The 26,055-nt window shown below is 52.9% G+C and carries 20 protein-coding genes and 1 pseudogene; 11 read left to right on the top strand and 10 right to left on the bottom strand.

What is annotated here, in order from left to right; genetic code table 11:
• The first annotated feature begins 308 nt into the window (after nt 1–308).
• From ACMYUL_RS01310 to clpP, 6 genes and pseudogenes are all read left to right on the top strand, one after another.
• A complete protein-coding gene (locus tag ACMYUL_RS01310; protein ID WP_415771670.1) occupies nt 309–1,004 on the top strand; it encodes a TIGR02117 family protein in 696 nt (231 codons plus the stop codon).
• Nucleotides 1,001–1,768, top strand: a complete 768-nt coding sequence (gene aroD, locus ACMYUL_RS01305; RefSeq protein WP_070514946.1) for a type I 3-dehydroquinate dehydratase — start codon at nt 1,001–1,003, stop codon at nt 1,766–1,768. The genes ACMYUL_RS01310 and aroD overlap by 4 nt, the downstream gene beginning before the upstream one ends.
• Before the next feature lie 104 nt (nt 1,769–1,872).
• On the top strand, nt 1,873–2,709 hold the full coding sequence (locus ACMYUL_RS01300; protein WP_342031260.1) for a phosphatidylserine decarboxylase: 837 nt from the start codon (nt 1,873–1,875) through the stop codon (nt 2,707–2,709).
• A 271-nt stretch (nt 2,710–2,980) separates the two neighbouring features.
• A pseudogene (locus ACMYUL_RS01295) lies at nt 2,981–5,329 on the top strand (DNA translocase FtsK); the annotation flags it as partial.
• A gap of 351 nt (nt 5,330–5,680) precedes the next feature.
• A complete protein-coding gene (tig, locus tag ACMYUL_RS01290; RefSeq protein WP_342031258.1) occupies nt 5,681–6,991 on the top strand; it encodes a trigger factor in 1,311 nt (436 codons plus the stop codon).
• Between the two features lie 87 nt (nt 6,992–7,078).
• Nucleotides 7,079–7,699: an ATP-dependent Clp endopeptidase proteolytic subunit ClpP gene (clpP, locus tag ACMYUL_RS01285; RefSeq protein ID WP_003742152.1), complete on the top strand. Its 621-nt coding sequence runs from the start codon at nt 7,079–7,081 to the stop codon at nt 7,697–7,699.
• Nucleotides 7,700–7,984: 285 nt separating this feature from the next.
• Here clpP and ACMYUL_RS01280 read toward each other — a convergent pair whose 3' ends face one another.
• The 7 genes from ACMYUL_RS01280 to ACMYUL_RS01250 all read right to left on the bottom strand — a co-directional run bounded on the left by ACMYUL_RS01280 (nt 7,985) and on the right by ACMYUL_RS01250 (nt 18,553).
• Nucleotides 7,985–8,521 carry a C40 family peptidase gene (locus tag ACMYUL_RS01280; protein WP_342031257.1) on the bottom strand — a complete coding sequence of 179 codons (537 nt, stop codon included), beginning with the start codon at nt 8,519–8,521 and terminating at the stop codon, nt 7,985–7,987.
• A gap of 425 nt (nt 8,522–8,946) precedes the next feature.
• Nucleotides 8,947–10,470, bottom strand: a complete 1,524-nt coding sequence (locus ACMYUL_RS01275; protein ID WP_415771666.1) for a phospholipase D family protein — start codon at nt 10,468–10,470, stop codon at nt 8,947–8,949.
• A 254-nt stretch (nt 10,471–10,724) separates the two neighbouring features.
• On the bottom strand, nt 10,725–12,143 hold the full coding sequence (locus ACMYUL_RS01270) for an MFS transporter (protein ID WP_415771664.1): 1,419 nt from the start codon (nt 12,141–12,143) through the stop codon (nt 10,725–10,727).
• Between the two features lie 384 nt (nt 12,144–12,527).
• Nucleotides 12,528–14,438, bottom strand: a complete 1,911-nt coding sequence (locus ACMYUL_RS01265; RefSeq protein WP_415771662.1) for an alpha-amylase family protein — start codon at nt 14,436–14,438, stop codon at nt 12,528–12,530.
• Nucleotides 14,439–15,096: 658 nt separating this feature from the next.
• Nucleotides 15,097–16,479: a phosphomannomutase/phosphoglucomutase gene (locus ACMYUL_RS01260; RefSeq protein ID WP_415771660.1), complete on the bottom strand. Its 1,383-nt coding sequence runs from the start codon at nt 16,477–16,479 to the stop codon at nt 15,097–15,099.
• 120 nt (nt 16,480–16,599) lie between these two features.
• Complete coding sequence (locus ACMYUL_RS01255; protein WP_415771658.1) at nt 16,600–17,439, bottom strand: neutral zinc metallopeptidase; 840 nt, start codon at nt 17,437–17,439, stop codon at nt 16,600–16,602.
• A gap of 166 nt (nt 17,440–17,605) precedes the next feature.
• A complete protein-coding gene (locus ACMYUL_RS01250) occupies nt 17,606–18,553 on the bottom strand; it encodes a class I SAM-dependent methyltransferase (protein ID WP_415771656.1) in 948 nt (315 codons plus the stop codon).
• A gap of 337 nt (nt 18,554–18,890) precedes the next feature.
• Between ACMYUL_RS01250 and ACMYUL_RS01245 the strand changes: the two genes are divergently transcribed.
• A complete protein-coding gene (locus ACMYUL_RS01245) occupies nt 18,891–20,264 on the top strand; it encodes a DEAD/DEAH box helicase (protein WP_415771654.1) in 1,374 nt (457 codons plus the stop codon).
• Nucleotides 20,265–20,372: 108 nt separating this feature from the next.
• On the opposite strand, the gene ACMYUL_RS01240 is transcribed toward ACMYUL_RS01245, so the two are convergent.
• Complete coding sequence (locus tag ACMYUL_RS01240; RefSeq protein WP_415771652.1) at nt 20,373–20,954, bottom strand: superoxide dismutase; 582 nt, start codon at nt 20,952–20,954, stop codon at nt 20,373–20,375.
• A gap of 263 nt (nt 20,955–21,217) precedes the next feature.
• Here ACMYUL_RS01240 and miaA point away from each other — a divergent pair, with 263 nt between their 5' ends.
• The 4 genes from miaA to ACMYUL_RS01220 all read left to right on the top strand — a co-directional run bounded on the left by miaA (nt 21,218) and on the right by ACMYUL_RS01220 (nt 24,130).
• Nucleotides 21,218–22,159, top strand: coding sequence for a tRNA (adenosine(37)-N6)-dimethylallyltransferase MiaA (gene miaA / locus ACMYUL_RS01235; protein WP_415771650.1), 942 nt, complete (start codon nt 21,218–21,220; stop codon nt 22,157–22,159).
• A 15-nt stretch (nt 22,160–22,174) separates the two neighbouring features.
• Nucleotides 22,175–22,897, top strand: a complete 723-nt coding sequence (gene tadA / locus ACMYUL_RS01230) for a tRNA adenosine(34) deaminase TadA (protein ID WP_415772854.1) — start codon at nt 22,175–22,177, stop codon at nt 22,895–22,897.
• Nucleotides 22,898–23,060: 163 nt separating this feature from the next.
• The gene (gene hemF / locus ACMYUL_RS01225) at nt 23,061–23,966 is read left to right on the top strand and encodes an oxygen-dependent coproporphyrinogen oxidase (RefSeq protein WP_415771648.1); all 906 of its coding nucleotides are present in this window, start codon (nt 23,061–23,063) and stop codon (nt 23,964–23,966) included.
• Nucleotides 23,966–24,130, top strand: a complete 165-nt coding sequence (locus ACMYUL_RS01220) for a hypothetical protein (protein WP_003760121.1) — start codon at nt 23,966–23,968, stop codon at nt 24,128–24,130. The genes hemF and ACMYUL_RS01220 overlap by 1 nt, the downstream gene beginning before the upstream one ends.
• A gap of 68 nt (nt 24,131–24,198) precedes the next feature.
• Here the strand turns inward: ACMYUL_RS01220 and tpx are convergent, their stop codons facing one another.
• Nucleotides 24,199–24,693, bottom strand: a complete 495-nt coding sequence (tpx, locus tag ACMYUL_RS01215) for a thiol peroxidase (RefSeq protein WP_415771646.1) — start codon at nt 24,691–24,693, stop codon at nt 24,199–24,201.
• Between the two features lie 385 nt (nt 24,694–25,078).
• The gene (locus tag ACMYUL_RS01210; protein ID WP_415771644.1) at nt 25,079–25,951 is read right to left on the bottom strand and encodes a pirin family protein; all 873 of its coding nucleotides are present in this window, start codon (nt 25,949–25,951) and stop codon (nt 25,079–25,081) included.
• Nucleotides 25,952–26,055: the final 104 nt, after the last annotated feature.

Below are 26,055 nucleotides of genomic sequence, written 5' to 3'. Positions count from 1 at the left end.
TTTTTTATTGATTTCACTGAATCGGTTTTTCTTGTTTCCCGCGTCGGGACGTTCGCAGGCTTTGGATTTCAGTCAAAAAAAGCCGTGCAGCATGGCGACGAGTATATTTGTAATCGCGTGTAGTGTAAATATAATGTTAACAATCGGGCGCGGTTTTTACGAAAACGGATTGATGGGAAACTAAAAATATCTATTTGTTGATTTTCAGACGACCTCCTTTGTAGTTAAAGCGTTAAGGTCGTCTGAAATGCCTAAAACATGCCGTTATCGTGATATGATGCCGCATCTTTAACGACGCCGTCACGTCAATGAAAAAAATATTCAAAATCTTCCTGAAAGCACTGTTGGCGTTTATCATCGCCGCCATCCTTTACTTTGCCGCCGCCTACATCCTCGGTAAAATTCCACAAGACGGCACCGCCTCCGACGGCGACGTCACACTTTACCTGAACAGCAACGGCGTACACGCCGACATCGTCATGCCGCTTTCAGACGACCTTTTCGACTGGACCAGCATCATCAATCCTGCCGACAGCCCCGCAGGGCAAGGCGATGCGCCCATCCGCTACGTCGGCATAGGCTGGGGCGAGCGCAATTTCTATTTGAACACGCCGCAGTGGTCGGATTTGACCGCCTCTACGGCAGTACAGGCGTTAAGCGGGGTCAACAGCACGCTGATTCACGCCATCTACTACCGCGAGTCGCCGCGCGAAGGCGAAAATACCGTCAAATTTACCGTCAGTCGCGAACAATACCGCCGCCTGAGTGCCAACCTGATGCGCCATTTCAAATTGAAAGCAGGCAAAGCCATCCCCGTCGCCGGTGCGCATTACAGCGCTGACGACGCATTCTACGAGGCAGAAGGACGCTACCATCTTTTCAATACGTGCAACAGCTGGCTCAACCGCCGCCTGACCGAAAGCGGCATCAACGGCGTCGTTTGGACACCGTTCCCCGATCCGCTGCTCGACAGCCATCGTACCGATACAGCAGAAAAACCATGAAAACCCTGACCATCCGCCATCTCACGCTCGGCAGCGGACAGCCGAAAATCGCCGTTCCCTTAGTTGCCCGAGACGAAGCAGCCTTATCCGCCGCCCTGAAAAATCTCGAACACGCCTGTTTCGATATTATCGAGTTCAGAGCCGACTATTTCGCCCAAGCAGGCAACCCCGAATACCTGCTTGCGCAAGCCGCCGCAGTGCGCCATGTGTTTCCCGAAACCCCGCTGCTGTTTACCTTCAGACGCGCGGAGGAAGGCGGCGAATACCCTTGCAGCAAAGCGTATTATTTCGAGTTGCTCGATAAAGCCGCCGCTTCAGACATCATCGACATCATCGACATCGAACTTTCCGCCGGAGAAAGCGAAGTCCGCCAAGCGGTTGCCGCAGCCAAAGCGCACAACACCACCGTCCTGATGAGCAACCACGATTTCCATCAAACGCCCGCCAAATCGGACATCACAGGTCGTCTGAAAAAAATGGAAGAGGCAGGCGCAGACATCTGCAAAATCGCCGTGATGCCCCAAAGCCCCGCCGATGTCCTGACGCTTTTGGATGCTACTTGGGAAGCACGTCAAACTGCAAACCGCCCGATTGTTACCATCTCCATGGGCAAACTCGGACTCATCAGCCGCATCGCAGGTTCAACCTTCGGCTCCACCATCACGTTCGGCACTGCAGGAACCGCCTCCGCCCCCGGCCAGCTCGATTCCGCCAGCCTGAAAAACATCTTGGATGTTTTGGAAAACAGCGGCGTTGCCGGATAACCATAAATACAAAAAGATAAAAGGTCGTCTGAAACAGCGTTCAGACGACCTTTGTAGGATATTCCGCTATAATGGCGGCAAAATTTGAATAGAAAAGGAAAATTATGAACCGTCTGTACCCCCACCCGATTATCGCCCGCGAGGGCTGGCCGTTTATCGGCGGCGGTTTGGTATTGAGTTTGCTGGTGTCCGCCTGCTGCGGCTGGTGGTCGCTGCCGTTTTGGATTTTCACCGTATTTGCCCTGCAATTTTTCCGCGATCCCGCACGCGAAATCCCGCAAGACCCCGAAGCGATTTTAAGCCCCGTTGACGGACGCATCGTCGTCGTCGAACGCGCGCGCGATCCTTACCGTGATACCGAAGCGTTGAAAATCAGCGTGTTCATGAACGTCTTCAACGTCCACTCGCAAAAATCGCCTGCCGACTGCACCGTGACAGCCGTCGAATACAATAAAGGTAAATTCCTAAATGCCGACTTGGACAAAGCCAGTACCGAAAACGAACGCAACGCCGTACTGGCGACCACTGCTTCAGGCCGCGAAATCACCTTCGTCCAAGTCGCAGGCTTGGTTGCCCGCCGTATTTTGTGTTACACCAAAGTGGGCGAGAAACTGACCCGCGGAGAACGCTACGGCTTTATCCGCTTCGGTTCGCGCGTTGATATGTATCTGCCGGTTGACGCGCAGGCACAAGTTGCCATCGGCGACAAAGTCACCGGCGTGAACACCGTTTTGGCGCGCCTGCCGCTCCAAGCTCCGGAAGCTGCCGCACCGACTGAAACACCGCCGCCTGCCGCTGCACAAACGGAAACGCCTGTTTCAGCGCAAACCGTTTCAACACAAACCGCTCCGGTGCAAACCGTTTCCGAAGTTGCACAATCCGAAATCGAAGCGGCTGCCGATAAAGTCCGCAATGCCGTAGAGCAGTCATTGAAAGACTGACGGCTGAAAGCTGAATAATGAGGTCGTTTGAAAACCTTTTCAGACGACCTTGTTTTATCAGAAACGGTAAATACGGTATAATTTGAACCCAACACACATTACACCCGACGGATTGATTCCCCGTCGGTTTTCCCTTTTCAGACGACCTATACCGAATATCAAAAATCCATCCATGACCGCAAAATCCTCTAAAACCGCATCAAAGCCGAAAGCCAAAACAAACGCCAAACCGACTACGCGCCGTCAAAGCCAAACGAAGGCGCAGACCGAGCCGAACAAGGTTTCCGAGCGTTTGAAGGCTGCCAAAGCGTTGCAAAAAAATGAAGAAAAAAAAGCGCGCCCCGAACACGTTGTTAATCTGATTAACGACGCGCTGTGGCTCTTCGGGCTGATGGTAACGGTCTTCATCGCCATTTCCCTCGCCAGCTTCAAAATGACCGACCCCGCATGGTCGCGCAGTGTGCCGAAACCGGACGGCATCGCCAACTTCGGCGGGCTGTTCGGCGCGTATGTTTCCGATGTCGGCTATTATCTCTTTGGTTTGTCGTTTTGGTGGTGGATCGCCGCTTCGTGCGTTTTCCTCTATAAAAATTTCCGCCCGCTGCAAAAGCGTGAAAACTACAAATCCTACAACCACGGCGTTGCCGCGCTGGCTTTGTTCCTGCTTTTGGTGTGCAGCCCGATTCTCGAATACTTCACCCTTCAAAATACCTTGGACGAAACCCTGCCTGTCGGTGCGGGCGGTTTGGTCGGTGCTTTGGCAGGTTCGGGCTTGGCTTGGCTGTTGGGCAAATCAGGCAGCCTGCTGATTATGTGCGTCATGCTGCTGCTTTCTGTTTCCTTGCTTGCGCAAGTGTCTTGGCTGGAAGTCATGGCGAAAACAGGACGCAATACCGAAAGCCTGTTTTCAGGCATTTGGGGTCGTCTGAAAAAGACATTGGGCAGACGAAAAGACGACGGCTCGACCGCCGAAGCATTGGAAACGGAAAACACCCGCCGCATGGTGAAAGAAGCCAAAAACATCACCGCCACGCCCGTTGCCCCGCTTGCAGGCAGCACCAGCAACCGCAAATCCGTCGCGGTCTCCGTTGCGCCGCCGCCCAAAACTCAGGCTTCTTTGTTTGAAGACAACGAGTCGCAACAGACAGGCGAATACCACAAACCCAGCATGAGCCTGCTGCGCCTGCCCAACGGAGAACCCGTCAGCATCAATCCTGCCGAATTGGAGCGCACTGCCGAACTGATTGAGTCCAAGCTGGCAGAATTCGGCATCGGCGTGCAAGTTGTGTCCGCCACTTCCGGCCCTGTGATTACGCGTTATGAAATCGAACCCGCGCAAGGCATAAAAGGCAGCCAAATCGTTGCTTTGTCTAAAGACTTGGCGCGTTCCATGTCGCTTCAAGCCGTGCGCATCGTGGAAACCATTGCGGGCAAAAACACGATGGGTATCGAGTTGCCCAACGAAAAACGCCAAGATGTGATGTTGAGCGAAATCTTGTCTTCGCCCGTGTTTACCGAAGCCAAATCCAAGCTGACCGTTGCGTTGGGCAAAGACATCGCTGGTACGCCCGTCGTCGGCGATTTGGCAAAAATGCCGCATCTTTTGGTCGCCGGTATGACCGGTTCGGGTAAATCCGTCGGCGTGAACGGCATGATTATGTCCATGCTTTTCAAAGCCACGCCCGACGAAGTCCGCTTTATTATGATTGACCCGAAAATGCTCGAATTGAGCATTTACGACGGCATTCCGCATTTACTTTGCCCTGTCGTTACCGATATGCGCGAAGCGGGGCAGGCGTTGAACTGGTGTGTCGCCGAAATGGAAAAACGCTACCGCCTGCTTTCCCACGCCGGCGTGCGCAACTTGGAAGGCTTCAACCAAAAAGTCGAAGCCGCCAAAGCATCGGGCAAACCCATGCCCAACCCGTTCAGCCTGAATCCGGACGATCCCGAACCGCTGGAAAAACTGCCGATGATTGTGGTCGTTATCGACGAGTTGGCAGACCTGATGATGACCGAACGCAAAGCCGTCGAGCAACAAATCGCCCGCCTCGCCCAGAAAGCGCGCGCCGCCGGTATCCATATGATTGTCGCGACTCAGCGTCCGAGCGTCGATGTCGTCACAGGCCTGATTAAGGCCAACATCCCGACGCGTATGGCGTTTACCGTACAAAGTAAAATCGACAGCCGCACCATCCTCGACCAGATGGGCGCGGACGAGCTGCTGAAATACGGCGACTCCCTGTTCCTGCAACCGGGTAGCGCCGAGCCGACCCGCCTGCAAGGCGCGTTCGTTTCAGACGACGAAGTGCATCAAGTCGTCAACTACGTCAAATCGCAAGCCCCTGCCGACTATATCGAAGGTCTGCTCAGTGGTGAGGCCGCGCTGGAAACCACCAATATCGTCAATCCGAATGCGGGCAGCGACGAATTGTTCGACCAAGCCGTCGCCTACATTTTGGAAAGCAAAAAAACTTCCATCTCCTCCCTGCAACGCCAGTTGCGCATCGGCTACAACCGCGCCGCCAACCTGATGGAAGCGCTCGAAAACGCCGGTGTCGTTTCCCCCGCAGACATCAACGGCAGCCGCAGGATTTTGTCGCAAAAAGACCAGTTGTGATCTCAATAATTACCAAAGGTCGTCTGAAAACTGGTTATATCTGTTTTCAGACGACCTTTTTATGATGTCGGATTCAATACCTTATTTTATCGCGGCAAAATCAGCCCGCCTTTCGACGATATAGTGAATTAAATTTAAATCAGGACAAGGCGAGGCAACGCCGTGCTGGTTTAAAGTTAATCCACTATATTATCCAGTCAATCAAACATTGTGATATACTAGCCAGCTAATTTTCCTGCCTTTTGCAAGCAACGGACGATAAAAGCCCTGATGGGTCGGAGCCGCTTTTGCAGTCATCATTGGCAAAAGGATTCCCATTTTTTATTTAACACAACAAATTAAGGTCTTACGATGAGCGTAACTGTTGAAACTTTAGAAAATCTGGAACGCAAAGTAGTGCTGTCTCTGCCTTGGTCCGAAATCAACGCAGAAACCGATAAAAAACTGAAACAAACCCAACGCCGTGCAAAAATCGACGGTTTCCGTCCGGGTAAAGCACCTTTAAAAATGATTGCCCAAATGTACGGTGCAAGCGCTCAAAATGAAGTCATCAATGAAATGGTTCAACGCCGCTTCTACGATGTTGCCGTTGCCCAAGAATTGAAAGTTGCCGGCTATCCGCGTTTCGAAGGCGTTGAAGAACAAGACGATAAAGAATCCCTGAAAATCGCTGCGATTTTCGAAGTGTTCCCTGAAGTCGTTATCGGCGATTTGTCTGCACAAGAAGTCGAAAAAGTAACCGCTTCCGTCGGCGATGTCGAAGTGGACCAAACCGTAGAAATCCTGCGCAAACAACGCACCCGCTTCAACCATGTTGAGCGCGAAGCCCAAAACGGCGACCGCGTCATCATCGACTTCGAAGGCAAAATCGACGGCGAACCTTTTGCAGGCGGCGCATCCAAAAACTACGCCTTCGTATTGGGCGCAGGTCAAATGCTGCCTGAATTTGAAGCAGGTGTAGTCGGTATGAAGGCAGGCGAAAGCAAAGACGTTACCGTCAATTTCCCCGAAGACTACCACGGTAAAGACGTTGCCGGTAAATCCGCTGTCTTCACCATCACATTGAACAACGTATCCGAACCCACTCTGCCTGAAGTCGATGCCGACTTCGCCAAAGCATTGGGTATCGCCGACGGCGACGTTGCCAAAATGCGCGAAGAAGTGAAGAAAAACGTAGGCCGCGAAGTTGAACGCCGCGTGAACGAACAAACCAAAGAATCTGTAATGAGCGCGCTGCTCAAAGCCGTAGAGCTGAAAGCGCCTGTGGCTTTGGTAAATGAAGAAGCCGCCCGCTTGGCAAACGAAATGAAACAAAACTTTGTCAACCAAGGCATGGCTGACGCTGCCAACTTGGATCTGCCTTTGGACATGTTCAAAGAGCAAGCCGAACGCCGCGTATCTCTGGGCTTGATTTTGGCAAAACTGGTTGACGAAAACAAACTGGAACCAACTGAAGAGCAAATCAAAGCTGTTGTTGCCAACTTCGCAGAAAGCTACGAAGATCCTCAAGAAGTGATCGACTGGTACTACGCAGAGCCTTCCCGCCTGCAAGGTCCGACTTCTTTGGCAGTAGAAAGCAACGTTGTTGATTTCGTTTTGGGCAAAGCCAAAGTAACCGAAAAAGCTTTGTCTTTTGACGAAGTGATGGGCGCACAAGCCTAATCATCTTCAAAAGGTCGTCTGAAACAGACAACTTGAAAGCACCAAAGCGTTCCTTTGGTGCTTTCGCAACATTGACAGGAGACAAAAATGTCCTTCGATTTCAATAATTACCTCGTTCCTACCGTTATCGAACAAAGCGGACGCGGCGAGCGTGCATTTGATATTTACTCGCGCCTTTTGAAAGAGCGCATCGTATTTTTGATCGGCCCGGTAACCGACGAGTCCGCCAATTTGGTGGTTGCCCAGCTGTTGTTTTTGGAAAGTGAAAATCCGGACAAAGATATTTTCTTCTATATCAATTCTCCCGGCGGTTCAGTAACGGCAGGTATGTCGATTTACGACACCATGAATTTCATCAAGCCCAACGTCTCCACTTTGTGCTTGGGACAAGCGGCAAGCATGGGCGCATTCCTGCTCTCGGCAGGAGAGAAAGGCAAACGTTTCGCCCTGCCGAACAGCCGTATCATGATTCACCAGCCTTTGATCAGCGGCGGTTTGGGCGGTCAGGCATCCGACATTGAAATCCATGCCCGCGAGCTGTTGAAAATCAAAGAGAAACTCAACCGCCTGATGGCGAAACACTGCGGCCGCGACTTGGCAGATTTGGAACGCGACACTGACCGCGACAACTTCATGTCCGCCGAAGAAGCCAAAGAATACGGCTTGATTGACCAAGTTCTGGAAAATCGCGCTTCTTTGCAGGCTTAAGATTCTAATTGGATTGATTCAGAGGACGCTGCTGATTATTCAGATATTGCGTTATGTAATCAGTGGCTTTCTTGATGAAACTGCTTGGGTAGGAAAAGAGCGGTTTGGTTGGGACGCTGCTGACGGCGGTGTTTGAATGGATTTGACGAAAAGGTCGTCTGAAAACTTGAAAGACAGGTTTTCAGACGACCTTTTTGATTTGCTGTATTGGAATTGAGATTACGTTAACGACTTTGGTTTGCTTTGTCGTCTTGTCTTAATGGATAAAGAATCCCGCTGTATGCCTTATTCCGTAAAGAAAGTATGCGCGCCGAGATAATGTTTGGCGTAATACGGGCTGGAGAGTTTTTCGGTTTTGATGGTTTTGCCGCTGCTTGGGGCGTGGATAAATTCGCCGTTGCCGATGTAGAGACCGACGTGGGAATATTGGGATGAACCGCCTGTGTTAAAAAAGACGAGGTCGCCGGCTTTTAATTGGTTGTCGGGGATTTTGCGGCTGGCTGCCGCCATGTCGCGGGCGGTTCGCGGGAGGCTGACACCGAGGGCGTTTTTATAGACGAATTGAATCATGCCGCTGCAGTCGAAGCCGGTGGCAGTGCTGCTGCCGCCCCATCTGTAAGGCGTGCCGACTAGCCCCATGCTGTGCAGCATAAGTTCTTGCGAGCCTTGAGTGCGGTCGATGTTGCCGATGCGGACGGGTTGGACGGTTCGGGCGGTGGTGTGGGTTTTGGTCTTTGGATGATGTTTGCCGGAAAAAAGGCCGCAGGAGGCGAGGGGCAGGATGATGGCGGCGGTCAGGGCGGTGCGGATAATCGGTTTCATGGGATTCCTTTTTAGGGGCGTTTCAGATGAGGTCTGCATGAGGTCGTCTGAAAAAGGTTTTTCTGTTTCTACGAATATGGGCGTAAAGAACGGAAGGGCGAGAAAAACGAAAAATACGGTTTGGCGCAGATGAGTGAGCAGACTGGTTTGTTTTTGATAATGTTCGGTTTTATCGGCAGGCTAATGTATAGTGGATTAACTTTAAACCAGTACGGCGTTGCCTCGCCTTGCCGTACTATCTGTACTGTCTGCGGCTTCGTCGCCTTGTCCTGATTTAAATTTAATCCACTATATTGCGGGTTGAAAACGAGTCCGTGGCTTTGTGCGGTAACTTGATATTGTGTCGGGTCGATGTTTGTGCAGTTTGTCTTGAGGTCGTCTGAAAACTTGAAATACAGGTTTTCAGACGACCTTTTGTTTGGGTTTTACAGCAATCCTTCTATCGGCAGGATGGAGAGGATTTTGGAGGTAACGCGTTTCCAGAATTTGGCTTCCGGCTCGGTGGAGTAGGTTTTTTGAGTGGTGGGGTCGTACCAATGCAGTTTGTTGTATTTGTCGAGGGTAACCTGATAGGCGTATTTGGGGGTGGTATTGACGAGGGTGCGCTGCATTTCGCCTGCGATTTTGGGGCTTTCGAGGACGACGCCCATTTCGGTGTTGAGTCTGGCGGAGCGCGGGTCGAGATTGAATGAGCCGATGAAGACGCGTTTTTCGTCCACGATGAAGGTTTTGGCGTGCAGGCTGGTGGCGGAGCTGCCGGTCAAACCGCGGTCTTTGGTGGTGGGGACAGCGTGGTTGGGTTGCAGCTCGTAGAGTTTGACACCGGCTTTGAGCAGGGGTTTTCGGTATTTGACGTAGCCTGAGTGGACGGCGGCGACATCGGTTGCTTGGAGCGAGTTGGTCAGGACGGTTACGTCCACGCCGGCTTGGACGAGTTGATCAAGCGCGCGCACACCTGATTTGGTGGGAACGAAATAAGGCGAAACGAGATAGACGCTTTTTTCGGGCGTTTTGAGGGCGTCCTGCATACGGTCGAAAATGGGCGGTTTGTGGCGGTCGCGGTCCAGCCCTTTGGCGGGGTCGTCGCTGATCAGGCGGGTGTGGACGCTTTGCCAGTCTATGCTGTTGCTCTGCATTTTTTTGTAGAGTTCGGAATTTTCGATGTTGCTGCGGTAACGGCTGAGGGTTTCGTTTTTGTCTTTGTCGTTGTAACCCAGCTCTTGGAAGCCTTTTTCTATATCGCCTTTTTTGATGATGCTGGTGGCGGTGTAGGAGGAATGGCTTGCCCAATAGCGGTCGAAATCTTGGGAAACTTCGGGTACGACGCGGCCGGTGGCGAGGATGTCGAGGTCGGCGAAGATGGTGTCTTCGCCGACTTTAAAATATTCGTCGCCGATATTGCGCCCGCCGAGGATGGTGGCACGGTTGTCGGCGGTGAAGGATTTATTGTGCATCCGGCGGTTGAGGCGCGGGAAGTCTGTTAAATAACCCAGCGCGCGCCATTTGCGGCGGACGAAGGGATTGAACAGGCGGATTTCGATATTGGGATGGCTGTCGAGAGCGAGCAGGACGTTGTCCAGCCCGTTGGTGTTGTTGTCGTCAAGCAGCAGGCGCACGCGTACGCCGCGTTCGGCGGCACGGTGGATAAGGTTGAACATGAGCTTGCCGGAGATGTCGTTGTGCCAGATGTAGTATTGGAGGTCTAGGGTGTGGTCGGCAGCTTCAATCAGAGCGGCGCGGGCGACGAAGGCTTCGTGTGCGTCGTTGAGCAGATAGACATTGGAAATGTCGCCGCTGGTTTTGCTAGAGGCGGTATTGAGCAGGGCATCCATGCGTGGGGTGGAGGGGATGTCCAGATAGTGGCTCTCAGGGCGCTCGTCCAGTGAGGGGAGACCGGCGCAACCTGTCAGAAAAACCGGAAGCATAAGGATGAGATGGATTTTTTTCATTCTTGAGGGCATTTCAGACGACCTTTTTCGCTGAAACGGTATTTTTATATTGGATTAACTTTAAACCAGTACGGCGTTGCCTCGCCTTAGCTCAAAGAGAACGATTCTCTAAGGTGCTGAAGCACCAAGTGAATCGGTTCCGTACTATCTGTACTGTCTGCGGCTTCGTCGCCTGTCCTGATTTTTGTTAATCCACTATATTTAGAAGGGTCGACTGAAAAGAAGTTCGATGTTTATACGGTTCGCATTTTAACCTATTTTTTTGAAGTCGTTAGGTTGCGTCCGTCGGAAATGTGCAGGCGGCTGAATATGATGCTGGAGATGAGTGTAATCAAGCCGATGGAAAGGAGGGTAAGGCGGAATGAAAGGTGGAGGTTGCCTGCGGTGAAGCTGCTTTGCGACCAGTTTTGCAGGATAAGCGCGCCGAGTGCGATGCCGAGGCTGATGGCGAGTTGTTGGTTGACTGCCATCAGGCTGTTGCCGCTGCCGGTTTGGTGCGCGCGCAGGTCGGCGATGGTCAGGGTGTTCATGGCGGAGAACTGGATGGAGTTGCAGGTACCAATCAGGAGCAGCAGGACAATCCATACGCTTAAGGACGTGTCCGCGTCGGGTAGGGCAAGCAGCATAATCAATATGGCAAGGAGGCGTGTGTTCCAAATCAACACGCTGCGGTAGCCGAAGCGCGACATCAGGGGTTTGATGAGCGGTTTGACGGCAAGCGATGCGAAAGCGACGGGTGCGACCAGCCAGCCGGATACGCTGGCGGCAAAGCCGAAAGCGACTTGAAACAATAGCGGCAGCAAAAAGGGGATGGAACTGATGCCGAGCCGGCTGAACAGATTGCCTGTCAGACCCAGCCGGAAGGTGCGGACTTGGAACAAATCCGCCGCGTAAATCGGGTTGGCGGCGGTTTTCATGTGGCGGTAGTAGAGCAGGGTGAAGGTTGTGCCGCCGAGCGCGAGCAAGAGTGAAAACCAAACCGCGCCGGAGTGGGACACCATTTCCACTGCCAACATCAAGAGACACGCCGCCGAGGCGAAAGTCAGGTAGCCGCTCAAGTCTAGAACCATATTTTCGCCTTTGACATCGGGCATAATCCGCCAGCCCAGCAAGACGCCGAGCAGCCCTATGGGCAGGTTAAGCAGGAAAATCCAATGCCAAGATGCGTATTCCACCAAATAGCCGCCGACCAAAGGACCGAATATCGGGCCGATTAGAGCGGGCATTACGGCATAATTGATGGCGTTTAAGAGTTGGGATTTGTCGTACACGCGCAAAATCGTCAGGCGCGGTACGGGTACCAACATCGACCCGCCTATGCCCTGAATCACCCGCGCCATCACCAGCATGGGCAGATTGGTTGCCGCCGCACACAATGCCGATCCGAGCATAAAAATGCCGACCGAACCGAAAAATACGTTTTTAGTGCCGAACCTGTCTACCAAATAGCCGCTTAAGGGAATCAGTAGGGCGACGGTCAGCGTATAGGAAATCGCCGCCAGCTGCATATTGAGTGGCGATACTTGGAAATCTTTGGCAATTTCGGGCAGGGCGGTGTTCAGAATCGTCGCGTCCAGCATTTGCATGAAAATCGCAATCGCCAACAGCAGCGGCAGCCAGCGGGACGGGCGGACGGGCGGCGTTTCCGAAACGTTTGATTCGGTCGTGTTCATAGGGATGAATTGTAACTGATTTGGCAGTAGGTCGTCTGAAAGGCGGCTTGCTCTTTCAGGCTTTGGGATGCGAACCGAATGGCTGTTGAATGACGCTTTTTTAGAGATTTGATTGTTGGATTGGGAACCAGGGAATGAGCTTGCGTCCATGTATAGTGGATTAAATTTAAATCAGGACAAGGCGACGAAGCCGCAGACAGTACAGATAGTACGGAACCGATTCACTTGGTGCTTCAGCACCTTAGAGAATCGTTCTCTTTGAGCTAAGACGAGGCAACGCTGTACTGGTTTAAATTTAATCCACTATATTTTGTCAAAAAGGTCGTCTGAAAACGGGCAATACCGGTTTTCAGACGACCTTTGCGTTTTAAGCTGCCTCAATCATCAGGCGATTTCGAGCCACATCACTTGGTAGGGGCGCAGCACCAAATCCTGATTCAATGCCACGGTTTCGCCGCTGATGAGGTCTTTGGCGCGGGCGGGCATGGCTTGCAGGGTGTGCGCGCTGATGGTCTGCGGGTGTTCGCTGAAGTTGCCGAACGCCAAAAGCGCGTTGTTGCGGATATAGCCGATGATGTGTTTGTTGTTGGTGTTGAAAGTAACCAGACGACCGCCGTTCAAACGCGGGTTGTTTTGGCGGATGTCTATCATGTGGCGCAGACCTTGATAGATTTGTCCTGCTGCGGTTGACGGATCGTGGCGTTGTTCGTACAACTCGGTGTTGTAACGCGGACGGTGCGCCCAGCGGCTGTCGTCGCTCTTATTGCTGTCGCTTGACCAGTCGTCGTCGTTGAGCGTGCCGACTTCGTCGCCGAGATAAATCAGCGGCAGACCGCCGGTACTCAGGGCGATGCTGTACAAGAGTTTGATGCGGTCAACGGCGTGTGGGTCGTGTTGCGCCAGACCGGCGAGGGCGGCGGCAGTGCCGCTGACGCGGCAGTCGCCGGTGTTGGGGTTGTATTGGAAAGGGACGCCGCGCGCGAAGCTGCCGTCGAAATGGTTGACGAAGAAACGGTTGAGGAATTGGCGGTGGTCGTAGCCGTGAATGCCGAATTGCGATGCGTCTTCGTCGGCGAACGTCCAGCCGATGTCGTCGTGGCTGCGGACGTAGTTGACCCATGCGGTATGGTCGGGCAGGTTGTGGCGGTAGGAGAGGGCTTGGTGGAGCAGGTTGACTTCGCGGGTGGCGAGGGTGTTCCACAGCAATGCCATTTGCAGCGGGTTGTAGCCGATTTGGCATTCGTCTTGTCCGATGTATTGGACGACTTGGTCGGGGTGGACGATGGCTTCGGATTTGAAGAACACGGCAGGTGCGGCGATGCGCATGACGGCGTTGAACGCGCGGATTAAGGCATGGGCTTGCGGTAGGTTTTCGCAGCAAGTGCCCATTTGTTTCCAAATGAAGGCAACGGCGTCCATACGCAGGATGTCAACGCCCAAATTGGCGAGGAACATCATTTCGCCCGCCATGGCGCGGAATACCCAAGGATTGCTGTAATTCAAATCCCATTGGAAGGAATTGAACGTCGTCCACACCCAGCGTCCGTCTTCCAATTGGGAGAAGCCACCCGGATGCTGGTCGGGGAAGATTTCGCGCAGGGTGCGGTCGTATTGGTCGGGCATCCAGCGGTCGGGGAAAATATAGTAGAAATTGTCGTAAAGCGGATCTCCGGCGGAGCAGCCTTTCGCCCATTCGTGTTCGTTGGAAGTATGGTTGAAGATGAAATCGACGACGGCGGAAATGCCCGCTTCGTGCAGCGCGGCAATGACATCGCGCAAATCGTCTATCGTACCCAAAGCCGGATTGACGTCGCGGTAGCTGCTGACCGCATAGCCGCCGTCGCTTTTGCCTTCGGGACATTTAAACAGGGGCATCATGTGCAGATAAGTCAGCCCCAGCTCTTGAAAATAAGGGATTTTAGCTTTCAAGCCTTTCAGATCGCCCGCAAACAAATCGACATAACACACGCCGCCGACCTGTTTATTAGACAAAATCCAATCGGGATCGCTCTCGCGTGCGGCATCAATGGCTTTCAGAGACTTGTCGCGTTGGGAATAGCTTTGCCATGCTTGTGCAATCAGTTGTTCCAGCATGGGCAGGACGGCTTCGTTGTCGTTGTAAACGTTGTCCAGCTCGTGCATCAGCTTGGGAAAATGCTCGTTCAAACGCCTGTCAAACTGTTTCCAGTCTTCGGAAGCTTCGACGGTCGCACGCTGTTGTGGGCTATATTCTGCCAAGGCGCGCTCTTTGAGATGATGCAGGGTCAAATCGACCTGTTGGGTCTGGGTCAACATGATGTTTACTCCGAGTTGAGGTTGGATTTGTTTGGAAGCCTGATTCCTGCCGCCTGCGCTGCTGAAACTCATGCAGGCTTAAGGCAAAATCGAAAAGTCCATCATACTGTAAGAAGCTGTTTGTGCATAGTAGCCTGAAATGCTTGGGAAAATAGGCTTTTAATCGGATTGAGGTCGTCTGAAAACGGCATGGATTTTTTGTATAAAGTCGGGTGTGTTGGCATGGTTGGCATTTAATATTATATTGGGTGGCGATTTTGTAGATAAATGGCTCTATTTTTTGACTTTTAAACATTAATTCGCTGTTGTGTCAGCTGTGTATTTATTCAATAAGCAATATTTGGGTATTTGATGAGGATGTGTACGCATTTATTTTCTTAGTCAAAGAACAGCGGGCATATTTTGAAGAAGATAATTTTGTTTGATGGAAGTCAAAGGTCTTGGATAGGGAAGTTTGAGCGTATTTGCTTGAAAGAATAGGGTGTTGCCCTGACTGAGTTTAAAGAGCGTAAACATCGAAATATAGTGGATTAACTTTAAACCAGTACGGTGTTGCTTCGCCTTGTCCTGATTTAAAGTTAATCCACTATAAAAGGTCGTCTGAAAACCTGCAATATTGGTTTTCAGACGACCTTTCGAACTTTAAAGCCTCAATAATTTACAGCGGCCATTTCAGCGCGGGATTGCTTTCGATGACGGCTTTAAACTGATTTTGAATCCGCTCAATGGCTTCATCGGAATCTGCCTCGAAGCGCAACACCAAAATCGGCGTGGTATTGGAGGCGCGCATCAGGCCGAAGCCGTCGGGGAATTCGACGCGCAGGCCGTCGATGGTGATGATTTCGGTCGCGCCTTCGAATTTGGCTTTGGCGGCGAGTTCGTCGATAACCTGATGGCCGTTGCTGCCTTCGGGCAGGTCGATGTTGAGTTCGGGCGTGGAAATGCTTTGCGGCAGGCTGTTCAACACTTCGGACGGATTATCGAAGGCAGACAGGATTTCCAAGAGGCGTGCACCGGCGTACATGCCGTCGTCGAAGCCGAACCAGCGTTCTTTGAAGAAGATGTGTCCGCTCATTTCGCCGGCAACCAGCGCGCCGGTTTTTTTCATGGCGGACTTGATGAAGCTGTGGCCGGTTTTCTCCATGACGGCTTCGCCGCCGTGTTCTTTAATCCACGGAGCCAGCAGGCGGGTGGATTTCACGTCGAAGATGACTTTCGCGCCGGGATTGCGGCTTAAAACGTCTTGGGCGAACAGCATGAGCTGGCGGTCGGGATAGATGATGTTGCCGTCTTTGGTCACGACGCCCAAGCGGTCGGCATCGCCGTCAAAAGCCAAGCCGATTTCGGCATCGCTGTTTTTCAGCGCGGCAATCAAATCTTGCAGGTTTTTCGGTTTGGATGGGTCGGGATGGTGGTTGGGGAAAGTGCCGTCCACTTCGCAGAAAAGTTCGGTCACTTCGTTGCCCAAACCTTTGTAGAGTTTGCCTGCGAATGCGCCGCCTACGCCGTTGCCCGCGTCGATGGCGATTTTCATGGGGCGTTTGAGTTTGACGTGGCCGACGATGTGGTTGTGGTATTCGCCGGAGATGTCTTTTTCAGTCACGCTGCCTTTTTTGTCGGAGGCAACCAGTTTGTCGGCTTCGATCAGGTCGAGCAGTTCTTGGATGGCTTCGCCTGCGAGGGTGTCGCCGCCGAGCATCATTTTGAAGCCGTTGTAATCGGGCGGGTTATGGCTGCCGGTAATCATCACGCCGCTGCCGCCGCATTCGTTGATGGCGGCGAAATAAAGCATGGGGGTGGCGACCATGCCGACATTGAGGACGTCGATGCCGCTGTCGGTAAAACCGCGTTGGATGTGTTCCATCAGTTCGGGACCGCTCAAGCGTCCGTCGCGTCCGAGTGCGATGCGGGTGATGCCTTTTTCGGCGGCTCTGGTGGCGATGGCTTTGCCGATAAGGTAGGCGGCTTCGTTGGTCAGGGTTTTGCTGACAATGCCTCGGATGTCGTAGGCTTTGAAGATGTCGCGGGCAATATTTGCCATGATGGTTTCCTTTGTGATTGTGAATGGAAAACGGGCTTATTCTAACATAGGCAAAGGTCGTCTGAAGGCTTTCAGACGACCTTTGGAGGTTACATCAAATAACATTTACTGCGGTTTCAATCAGTTACCAAAAGTGTTGCATTGGTTGATGTCGCCGCTGTCCAAACCGCGTTTGAGCCATGCCATGCGCTGTTCGGACGAACCGTGTGTAAAGCTGTCGGGAACGACATAGCCCTGCCCCTCTTTCTGCAGGCGGTCGTCGCCGACGGATTCGGCAGCCAGCATGGCTTTGGTGATGTCTTCGGCTTTGAAGATATTATTGTTGACGGCGTAATGCCCCCAAATGCCTGCGTAGCAGTCCGCCTGCAATTCGAGTTTGACGGAAAGGACATTGGCTTCTTTTTTGCCGACCTGCTGCTGCATTCTGTGGACTTTGGGCAGGATGCCGAGCAGGTTTTGGACGTGGTGTCCGACTTCGTGTGCGATCACATAGGCAAACGCAGCATCGCTGGCGGAGTTGAGTTTGGTCTGCATATCTCTATAGAAGTCTAAGTCGAGATAGACTTTTTGGTCGCCCGGGCAGTAAAACGGGCCCATTGCTGATTGGCCCATGCCGCAGGCGGTTGATGTGCCGCCGTTGTATAACACCATGGTGGTCGGGGTGTAGGTTCGTCCGATTTGCTTGAAATAGCTGCCCCAAGCTTTTTCCGTATCGGCAAGGACGACGCGGGCAAGTTCGTTCAGTTCGGCTTCTTCTTGAGGCTTGAGCTGGGAAGTTTGGGTTGAACCCGTACCCATGGAAGGAGTGCCGACCAAGCCGCTCAAATCAACGCCGTAATAAGCACCGACCAAAACGACGATGATGCCGAGGATGCCGGGCGTTCTACCGCCGCCGCCTCCACCGCTGCTGCCGCGTCGGTCTTCTACGTTTTGACTCTGTTCGCGTCCTTTCCAATCCATCTTGTGTGTTCCTTGTTGTGAAGTGATATGGGGCTGATTATACCTTGAAGGGGCGGCGTGATGCCTGCCTATATTGAGAAAAGGTCGTCTGAAAACACCAAACGGAGTTTTCAGACGACCTTTGGGCAGATAAACCGTTGGGTATTTCAACCAACGACTAGGGCAGTCAGACTTTATGTCTGATTTCCCAACACTGATGGATTTTCTTGTTGCGGAAATCGTCGGGAACGGATTGTTTGGAAATGTCTTTGACGGCGTATTGTTCCAATACCGAGTCGTCCAAGACGAAGCTGCGCAAGTTGTTGGAGAAGTAAAAAATGCCGTCTGAAGCGAGCAGGTTCATTGCGCCGTCAATCAGTTTTTTGTGGTCGCACTGGATGTCGAGGATGTCGAGCATCTTTTTGCTGTTGGAGAAGCTGGGCGGATCCATGACGATAAGGTCGAACTGTTTGCCTTCGGCGGCGGCGTTTTGCAGGTATTGGAACACGTCGGCGCGGACGATTTTGTGTTGTTCGGGGCTGATGCCGTTGAGTTCGAAATTGCGTTTCGCCCAATCGAGATAAGTGTTGGACAAATCGACGGTTTCGCTGGACGCTGTGCCGCCGGTGGCTGCATAGACGGTGAAGCTGCCGGTGTAGGAAAACAGGTTTAGGAAGCGTTTGCCCGCTGCGGTTTCGCCGACTTTTTTGCGCGTGTTGCGGTGATCGAGAAAGAGGCCGGTGTCGAGGTATTTGTCGAGGTTGACCCAAAACTTGCGGCCGTTTTCGGTGATGACGAAATCGTCGCCGGTTTTACCGGTTTTCTCGTATTGCTGCAAGCCTTTTTGGCGTTCGCGGCGTTTGAAGTGGATTTGTTCGGGCGCAAAACCGGTAACGAAGGCGACGGCTTCCAATACTTCGGCAAGCCACGCTTCGTATTCTTCGGGCTGCATCAGCCAGCCGGTATCGTATTCCTGAAGGTGGATTTGGTCGCCGTAAACATCGACGGCGAAGGGGAATTGGGGGATGTCGCGGTCGTAAATGCGCCAGGCTTCGATGCCGTTGCGTTTCGCCCATTTCATGAGGTGTTTGATGTTTTTGCCCATGCGGTTGGCGAAGGGTGTGATGTCGGTCATGGTTTCAGACGGCCTGAATGAGGATTGGGAAGGGTTTGAATTTTAACGCACTTGATGCCTTTTTGCTTGACCGTTATCCATAAAATCGATATTATCCGCCGTTCACCTTTTTATACGAAGCCATCGTCTTCCAACCTAAACCGCCGTTTCGGGCTCGTTTCTTTTATTGCTTGCATATTTGCCAAGCCTTTCTGTGCAGGTTGTCGTCGATGTTAACTACAAGCAAGATGCTTGCGACAACCCTGTAACTTCACATTTCCCGTATCGTTACTTTCCTTTGCTTCAGGTCGTCTGAAAACTGTTCAGGCGTGCGCGTTGTTGTCTCTTTAGGATAGCCATGTCTATTAAATTTGCCGATTTGAACCTTGATAAAAACATCTTGTCCGCCGTACGCAGCGAGGGTTACGAAAGCCCGACACCGATTCAGGCGCAAGCCATTCCGTTTGCTTTGGAAGGCCGCGACATCATGGCTTCGGCGCAAACCGGCTCCGGCAAAACCGCCGCCTTTCTGCTGCCGACTTTGCAGCGGCTGACCAAGCGCAGCGAAAAACCGGGCAAAGGCCCGCGCGCGTTGGTGTTGACGCCGACCCGCGAATTGGCGGCACAAGTCGAGAAAAACGCGCTGGCGTACGCTAAAAATATGCGCTGGTTCCGCACCGTCAGCATCGTCGGCGGCGCATCTTTCGGCTACCAAACCCGCGCCCTGAGCAAACCGGTTGACCTGATTGTCGCCACGCCGGGCCGTCTGATGGACTTGATGCAAAGCGGCAAAGTCGATTTTGACCGCTTGGAAGTGCTAATTTTGGACGAAGCCGACCGTATGCTGGACATGGGTTTTATCGACGACATCGAAACCATCGTCGAAGCCACTCCGACCGACCGTCAGACTTTATTGTTTTCCGCCACTTGGGACGGTGCAGTTGGCAAACTGGCGCGCAAACTGACGAAAAACCCTGAAGTCGTCGAAGTCGAGCGCGTGGACGATCAAGGCAAAATCGAAGAGCAGCTGCTTTATTGCGACGATATGCGCCACAAAAACCGCCTGCTCGACCACATCCTGCGCGACGCCAACATCGACCAATGCGTCATCTTCACATCCACCAAAGCCATGACCGAAGTCATCGCCGACGATTTGTACGAAAAAGGTTTCGCTGCCAACTGCCTGCACGGCGACATGCCGCAGGGCTGGCGAAACCGCACGCTGATGGATTTGCGCAAAGGCCGCTGCAAAATTTTGGTTGCCACCGACGTTGCCGCACGCGGTATTGACGTGCCGACCATTACCCACGTTATCAACTACGACCTGCCGAAACAGGCGGAAGACTACGTTCACCGCATCGGCCGTACCGGACGGGCAGGGCGCACGGGTATTGCGATTACCTTTGCCGAAGTGAACGAATACGTCAAAGTGCACAAAATCGAAAAATATATTGACCGTAAGCTGAACGAAGTGACCGTCGAAGGCATGGAGCCGACCCGCAAGCGCAAATCCGCAGGCGGCAAACCGAAAGGCAAAGGCGGCTGGGGCGATAGAAAATCCAGCGGCTGGCGCGGCGATAAGAAACCGGGCAAAGAAGGCTTTGGTGGCAAATCACGCAGCGAAGGTTTCAAAAAAGAAGGATTTAAGAAAGGCGGCGAAGGCTTTAAAGGTAAACGTAAAGCCAACGATTCTTTCGGCTCGAAACCAAGCCGTCCAGCGAAAAGAGGCTGATGCTAAAGTCAAATCAATAGCGGATATTAAGCAACATTGATACCGCGTTGTCCAACAAAAAAGGTCGTCTGAAAATTTTCAGACGACCTTTTGTTTTAAGCATTCAACTTAAGCGGCAAAGCGTTTGGCGACTTCGTCCCAGTTGACGATTTCCCAGAAACCTTTCAGGTAGTTGGGGCGGCTGTTGCGGTAGTCGATGTAGTAGGCGTGTTCCCATACGTCGCAGGTCAGCAGCGGAGTGTTTTTAGTGGTCAGCGGAGTGACCGCGTTGGAAGTGGAAACCAAATCCAATTCGCCGGCAGGGGTTTTTACCAGCCATGCCCAACCGGAGCCGAAAGTACCTGCCGCGCAAGCGGAGAATGCTTCTTGGAATTTCTCGAAGCTGCCCCATTTGGCGTCGATGGCGGCGGCCAGCTCGCCGGAAGGTTTGCCTTGACCTTTAGGCGTGAAACCCAGCCAGTAGAAGGTGTGGTTCCAAGTCTGGGCTGCGTTGTTGAACACGCCGCCTGAAGATTTTTTCACAATCTCTTCCAAAGGCAGGTTTTCAAATTCGGTACCTTTGATTTGATTGTTCAGATTGGTGATGTAGGTTTGATGGTGTTTGCCGTAGTGGAACTCCAAAGTCTCTTTGCTCAGATGCGGGGACAATGCGTCCAGTTCATAAGGCAGTTGTGGCAGCTTATGTTCCATTTTAGTGCTCCTAATTATTTATATATGATTGTATTTTGGTAGTGTGCGTCGGATGGTGCGGGTGTTCGCCCGCATCAGGCAACGGTTGCCATTCTACCTGCTTTAGATTAAAGAAACTAGGGCAGACCGATATTTTGACTCTTTCGTAGTTTGAGAAAAATTGGGGGAAATCGGGTGTCGATACAGATATTTATCTTGAATGAAGCAATGATTTCAGACGACCTTTTGCTATAATCCGTCCGTTTCCCCACGCCCCTTTTGATATGAACACCCCAAAAGCCTTTGCCATCCTCGGCCCGACTGCCGGCGGGAAAACCGCCCTTGCCTTGAAAATCGCCGAAGCCCTGCCGGTCGAAATCATCAGCCTCGATTCCGCGCTGTTGTACCGCGATATGGACATCGGCACGGCAAAGCCGACCGCCGCCGAGCTTGATGCCGTGCCGCACCACCTTATCGACATCATCCCGCCCACGGAGTCTTACAGCGCGGCAGAGTTTGTCGGTGACTGCGTGCGGCTGGCGGAGGAAATCCACGCGCGCGGCAGGCTGCCTTTGATTGTCGGCGGCACGATGATGTATTTCCACGCGCTGACAGAGGGCTTGAACGACCTGCCCGAAGCCGATGCCGCCGTGCGCGCCCGGTTGCAGGAAGAAAAACAACGATACGGCTTGGCGCATCTGTATCAAAACCTGCAAACCATAGACCCTGAAACCGCAGGTCGTCTGAAACCGAACGACAGCCAACGTATCGAACGCGCTTTGGAAGTGTACCGACTGACCGGCAAGCCCTTGAGTGCGCATTTTGCCGAAAAAGCCGATTACACTCCGCCGCTCGATCTCTGCACCACCGCCCTGATTCCCGAAAACCGCGCCTTGCTGCACGAAAACATCGCCCGCCGTTTCACACAAATGCTGGAACAAGGCTTCATCGACGAAATGCGCGCCCTGCGCCAAAAATACCCCGAACTGACCGCCGATATGCCGTCTATGCGCTGCGTCGGCTACCGGCAGGCATGGGATTACCTCGAAGGCTTGACCGATTACGACACCTTTGTCGAAAAAGGCATTGCCGCCACCCGCCAGCTTGCCAAACGCCAACTCACTTGGTTGCGCAAAATCCCATTGGCGCACAGCATCGACCCCTACACCGACGGCAACCACGTTCAGACAACCTTGGCACTCGTCCGCCGCCATTTCCAAATCTAAAACGCCATGCCGACCCTGTTGACCACACCGCCCGTCGCCCCGCAAACCTTAGCCGCCCTGCAAGCCCTCGGCATCCGCAGCGTAGAGGAGCTGCGCGACACCGGTTCCGTCCAAGCCTTCCTGCTGCTCAAAGCCGCCGGACTGACAGTCACCCGCAGCACGCTTTGGCAACTCGAAGCCCTGCTGCTCGGTATCAAGTCGCAAGAGCTGCCGCAAACGCAGAAAACCGCTTTGGAGCAAGCCGTTAAGAACCATCCGCCCGTTGCCGTTTTCCCCACGTCGTCTGAAATGGAAACCTTCATGCGCGCTGCCTTGGCGCAGGCAGAACAATCCGTCCGCATTGGCGAAATCCCTGTCGGCGCGGTCGTCGTCTCCAACAATCAAATCATCGCCGCCGCACACAACACCTGCGTCAGCGACCACGACATCAGCCGCCACGCCGAAATCCGCGCCCTTGCCGCCGCAGGTAATGCCCTTCAAAACTACCGCCTCGACGAGTGCGACCTCTACATCACGCTCGAACCCTGCGCCATGTGCGCCTCCGCCATCATCCAAGCCCGCATCCGCCGCGTCATCTACGGCGCGGCAGAGCCCAAAACCGGAGCTGCGGGCAGCGTTGTCAATCTGTTTGCCAACCCGCTGCTGAACAAACACACGGCAATCAAAGGCGGCATCTTGGAAGACGAATGCAAAGCCGTTTTGCAGGCGTTTTTTCAGACGAGGCGCAAACAGGGTTGAGGAAATCAAAAAGGTCGTCTGAAAACTTAAATCCAAGATTTCAGACGACGTTTTGAGCGAATGCGAACCTTGTTTCATCCCGTTTTTCAGCAATTCTGATAAATATTCGGCGCGCCGTATTAAAATACGGTTTTCAGACGACCCCATCCATAAGGAACCCGCCATGCACACCGAAGCCGTTTTAACCGTATTGAAAAACCTGCAAAACCAAATCTGCGCCGCGCTTGAGCAAGAAGACGGCGGGGCGGTGTTTGCGCGTGAAGAATGGACGGGCAAATTGGGCGTGGGCGAAACCCGCGTGTTGAAAAACGGCGCGGTATTCGAGCAGGCGGGCGTGAATTTTTCGCATGTGAAGGGCAGTAAAATGCCCGCTTCGGCGACGGTGCACCGCCCTGAATTGGAGGGCGCGGCGTTTGAAGCGATGGGCGTGTCGCTGGTGATTCATCCGAAAAATCCGTATGTGCCGACCAGCCATGCGAACGTGCGCTTTTTTATCGCGTATCCGGAAGGTGGAGAGCCTGTGTGGTGGTTTGGCGGCGGCTTTGATTTGACGCCGTTTTATCCGTTTGAAGAAGATATTTTGCATTGGCACACGGTCGCGCGGGACGTATGCGCGCCGTTTGGGGAAGCGGTTTATCCCGAGTTCAAAAAATGGTGCGACGAATATTTTTATCTGAAACACCGCGGCGAAACGCGCGGCGTGGGTGGTTTGTTCTTCGACGATTTGAACCGCTGGGATTTCGACACCTGCCTGAATTTCATCAAGGCGGTCGGCGAAGGCTATATCGGGGCGTATCTGCCGATTGTGGCGAAACGCAAAAACACGCCGTACGGCGAACGCGAGCGCGATTTCCAGCTTTACCGGCGCGGGCGTTATGTAGAATTTAATTTGGTTTGGGACAGGGGCACGCTGTTCGGCCTGCAAAGCGGCGGACGCACGGAAAGCATTTTGATGTCCATGCCGCCTTTGGTGCGTTTCGAGTATCAATACGCGCCGGAAGATGGTTCGCCCGAAGCGCGGCTGAACGAGTTTCTCACTGCCCGCGACTGGCTCTCGGAGATGCAATAATGGCGGATAAACGCAAGCCCGACGCCCATCCTTCGGATAAATTCATCCTTGCTATGATTGTCATGGCGGTGTTCCTGGTGATCATCATCGGCGGCGGATTTATCGCCGTAGAGTATTTCAAGGCGCATCCCGAAGTGTTTGAATTGAAGCCGCCTGCAAAATAGTTTAGGAAGAAAGACAAAAGGTCGTCTGAAACTTTTCAGACGACCTTTTTCAGCTCTAAAACCCTTGTTTACAAAACAGCCAAAGCCGCGTCGTAATCAGGCTCGTTGGCGATTTCGCCAACCAGTTCGCTGTGCAGGACTTTGTCGTTTTCGTCCAAAACTACAACGGCACGCGCAGTCAGTCCGCGCAACGGGCTGTCGGTCAGGGTGACGCCGTAATCAGCGACAAAGCTGCTGCGGAATGTGGACAGGTTTACCACATTGTCCAAACCTTCCGCGCCGCAGAAACGCGCTTGGGCAAACGGCAGGTCGGCGGAGATGCACAATACGACCGCGTTGTCCAAAGAAGACGCGCGTTTGTTGAAGGTGCGCACGGATTGGGCGCACACGCCGGTATCAATGCTTGGGAAAATGTTCAAAACTTTGCGCTTGCCTGCAAAGTCCGCCAAAGTTTTGTCGGACAGATCGCCAGCAGTCAGGCTGAATGCAGGCGCGGCTTGACCGACGGCGGGCAGGTCGCCGGAAGTGTGGACAGGGTTGTCGTGGAAGGTAATTTGAGCCATAAGGGTTTCCTTTTTGGAAGTTGACTGGAAAATAAATAGAGCGAAATGAATCGGTTATCGGTATCGGGCGAGGGCTCGAAGATTGCGCATAGCAAAATGGACCAACGCCGCGACAGCCGACAGTATAGCCGAAACCATTGTCTATTGGATTTTATAGTGGATTAACTTTAAACCAGTACGGCGTTGCCTCGCCTTAGCTCAAAGAGAACGATTCTCTAAGGTGCTGAAGCACCAAGTGAATCGGTTCCGTACTATCTGTACTGTCTGCGGCTTCGTCGCCTTGTTCTGATTTAAATTTAATCCACTATAGTGAAACGCGTGATATCCGTTTTCAGCATGAGAAGTCTGCCTGTGGATACAGCCTATTTTGTTTCGGCTCGGATGCTCAATCGATGCTGCCGAATTTGCCGCTTTTGAAATCGCTGATGGCTTGGCGGATTTCTTCGGCGGTATTCATCACAAACGGACCATAGCCGACGACGGGTTCGTCAATCGGGACGCCGGAGAGCAAAAGGATTTTGACTTCTTCGCTGCCGGCTTCTATATACACGTTGCCGCCGTTTTGTTCAAAGCCGACCAGCTCTCCTGCGCCCGCCTGCTCTTTGCTGTTGAAGGTAACGTTGCCCCGTAGGACGACCATAGACAGATTGTGGGTTTCGGGTATTTCCAATACGGTTTTTTTACCGGCATTCAAAATGATGTCCCAGACATTCATTTCGGTGAAGGTGTCGGCTGCGCCTTTTACGCCTTTATATTTTCCTGCAATCAGCCGCAGGTAGCCCGCCTCGCCAGGGAACTCAACAACGGGGATACTGGCTTTGGCGAGATGCTGATAGCGCGGCGGCGTGTTTTTGTCTTTGGCGGGCAGGTTGACCCAAAGTTGGACCATTTCAAACAGTCCGCCTTTTTTGCTGAAGTTTTCGGAGTGGAATTCTTCATGGATGATGCCCGAGCCTGCGGTCATCCATTGCACGTCGCCTTCGTGAATGATGCCGCCCCCGCCGCTGGAGTCGCGGTGTGCCACTTCGCCGTGGTAGGCGATGGTAACGGTTTCAAAGCCTTTGTGCGGGTGTTGCCCGACACCGCGCGGGCTGCGGGCTTCATTGGCGGAGAATTCATAGGGTGCGGCGTAGTCAAGCATCAGGAAAGGGTTGGTGCCGCGGTCGTCGCCCATGTGGGAGAACAGGGGTTGGACGAGGAATCCGTCGCCGACCCAGTGTTGGCTGTTTGCACGGTAGATTTGTTTGACGTTGCGCATAATGAGGTTCCTTCTTGTGGGGTCGTCTGAAACCTTTTCAGACGACCTTTGTGTAATGAAATTAATAATGTCGTGGTTGCCATACTTTGTTGCATGTATTATAT

It is taken from the genome of Neisseria sp. CP9 (genome assembly GCF_047758525.1).
Taxonomy (GTDB): domain Bacteria; phylum Pseudomonadota; class Gammaproteobacteria; order Burkholderiales; family Neisseriaceae; genus Neisseria.
Note: the sequence above shows the minus strand (reverse complement) of the source record. Positions and strands in the feature narration are given on the sequence as shown.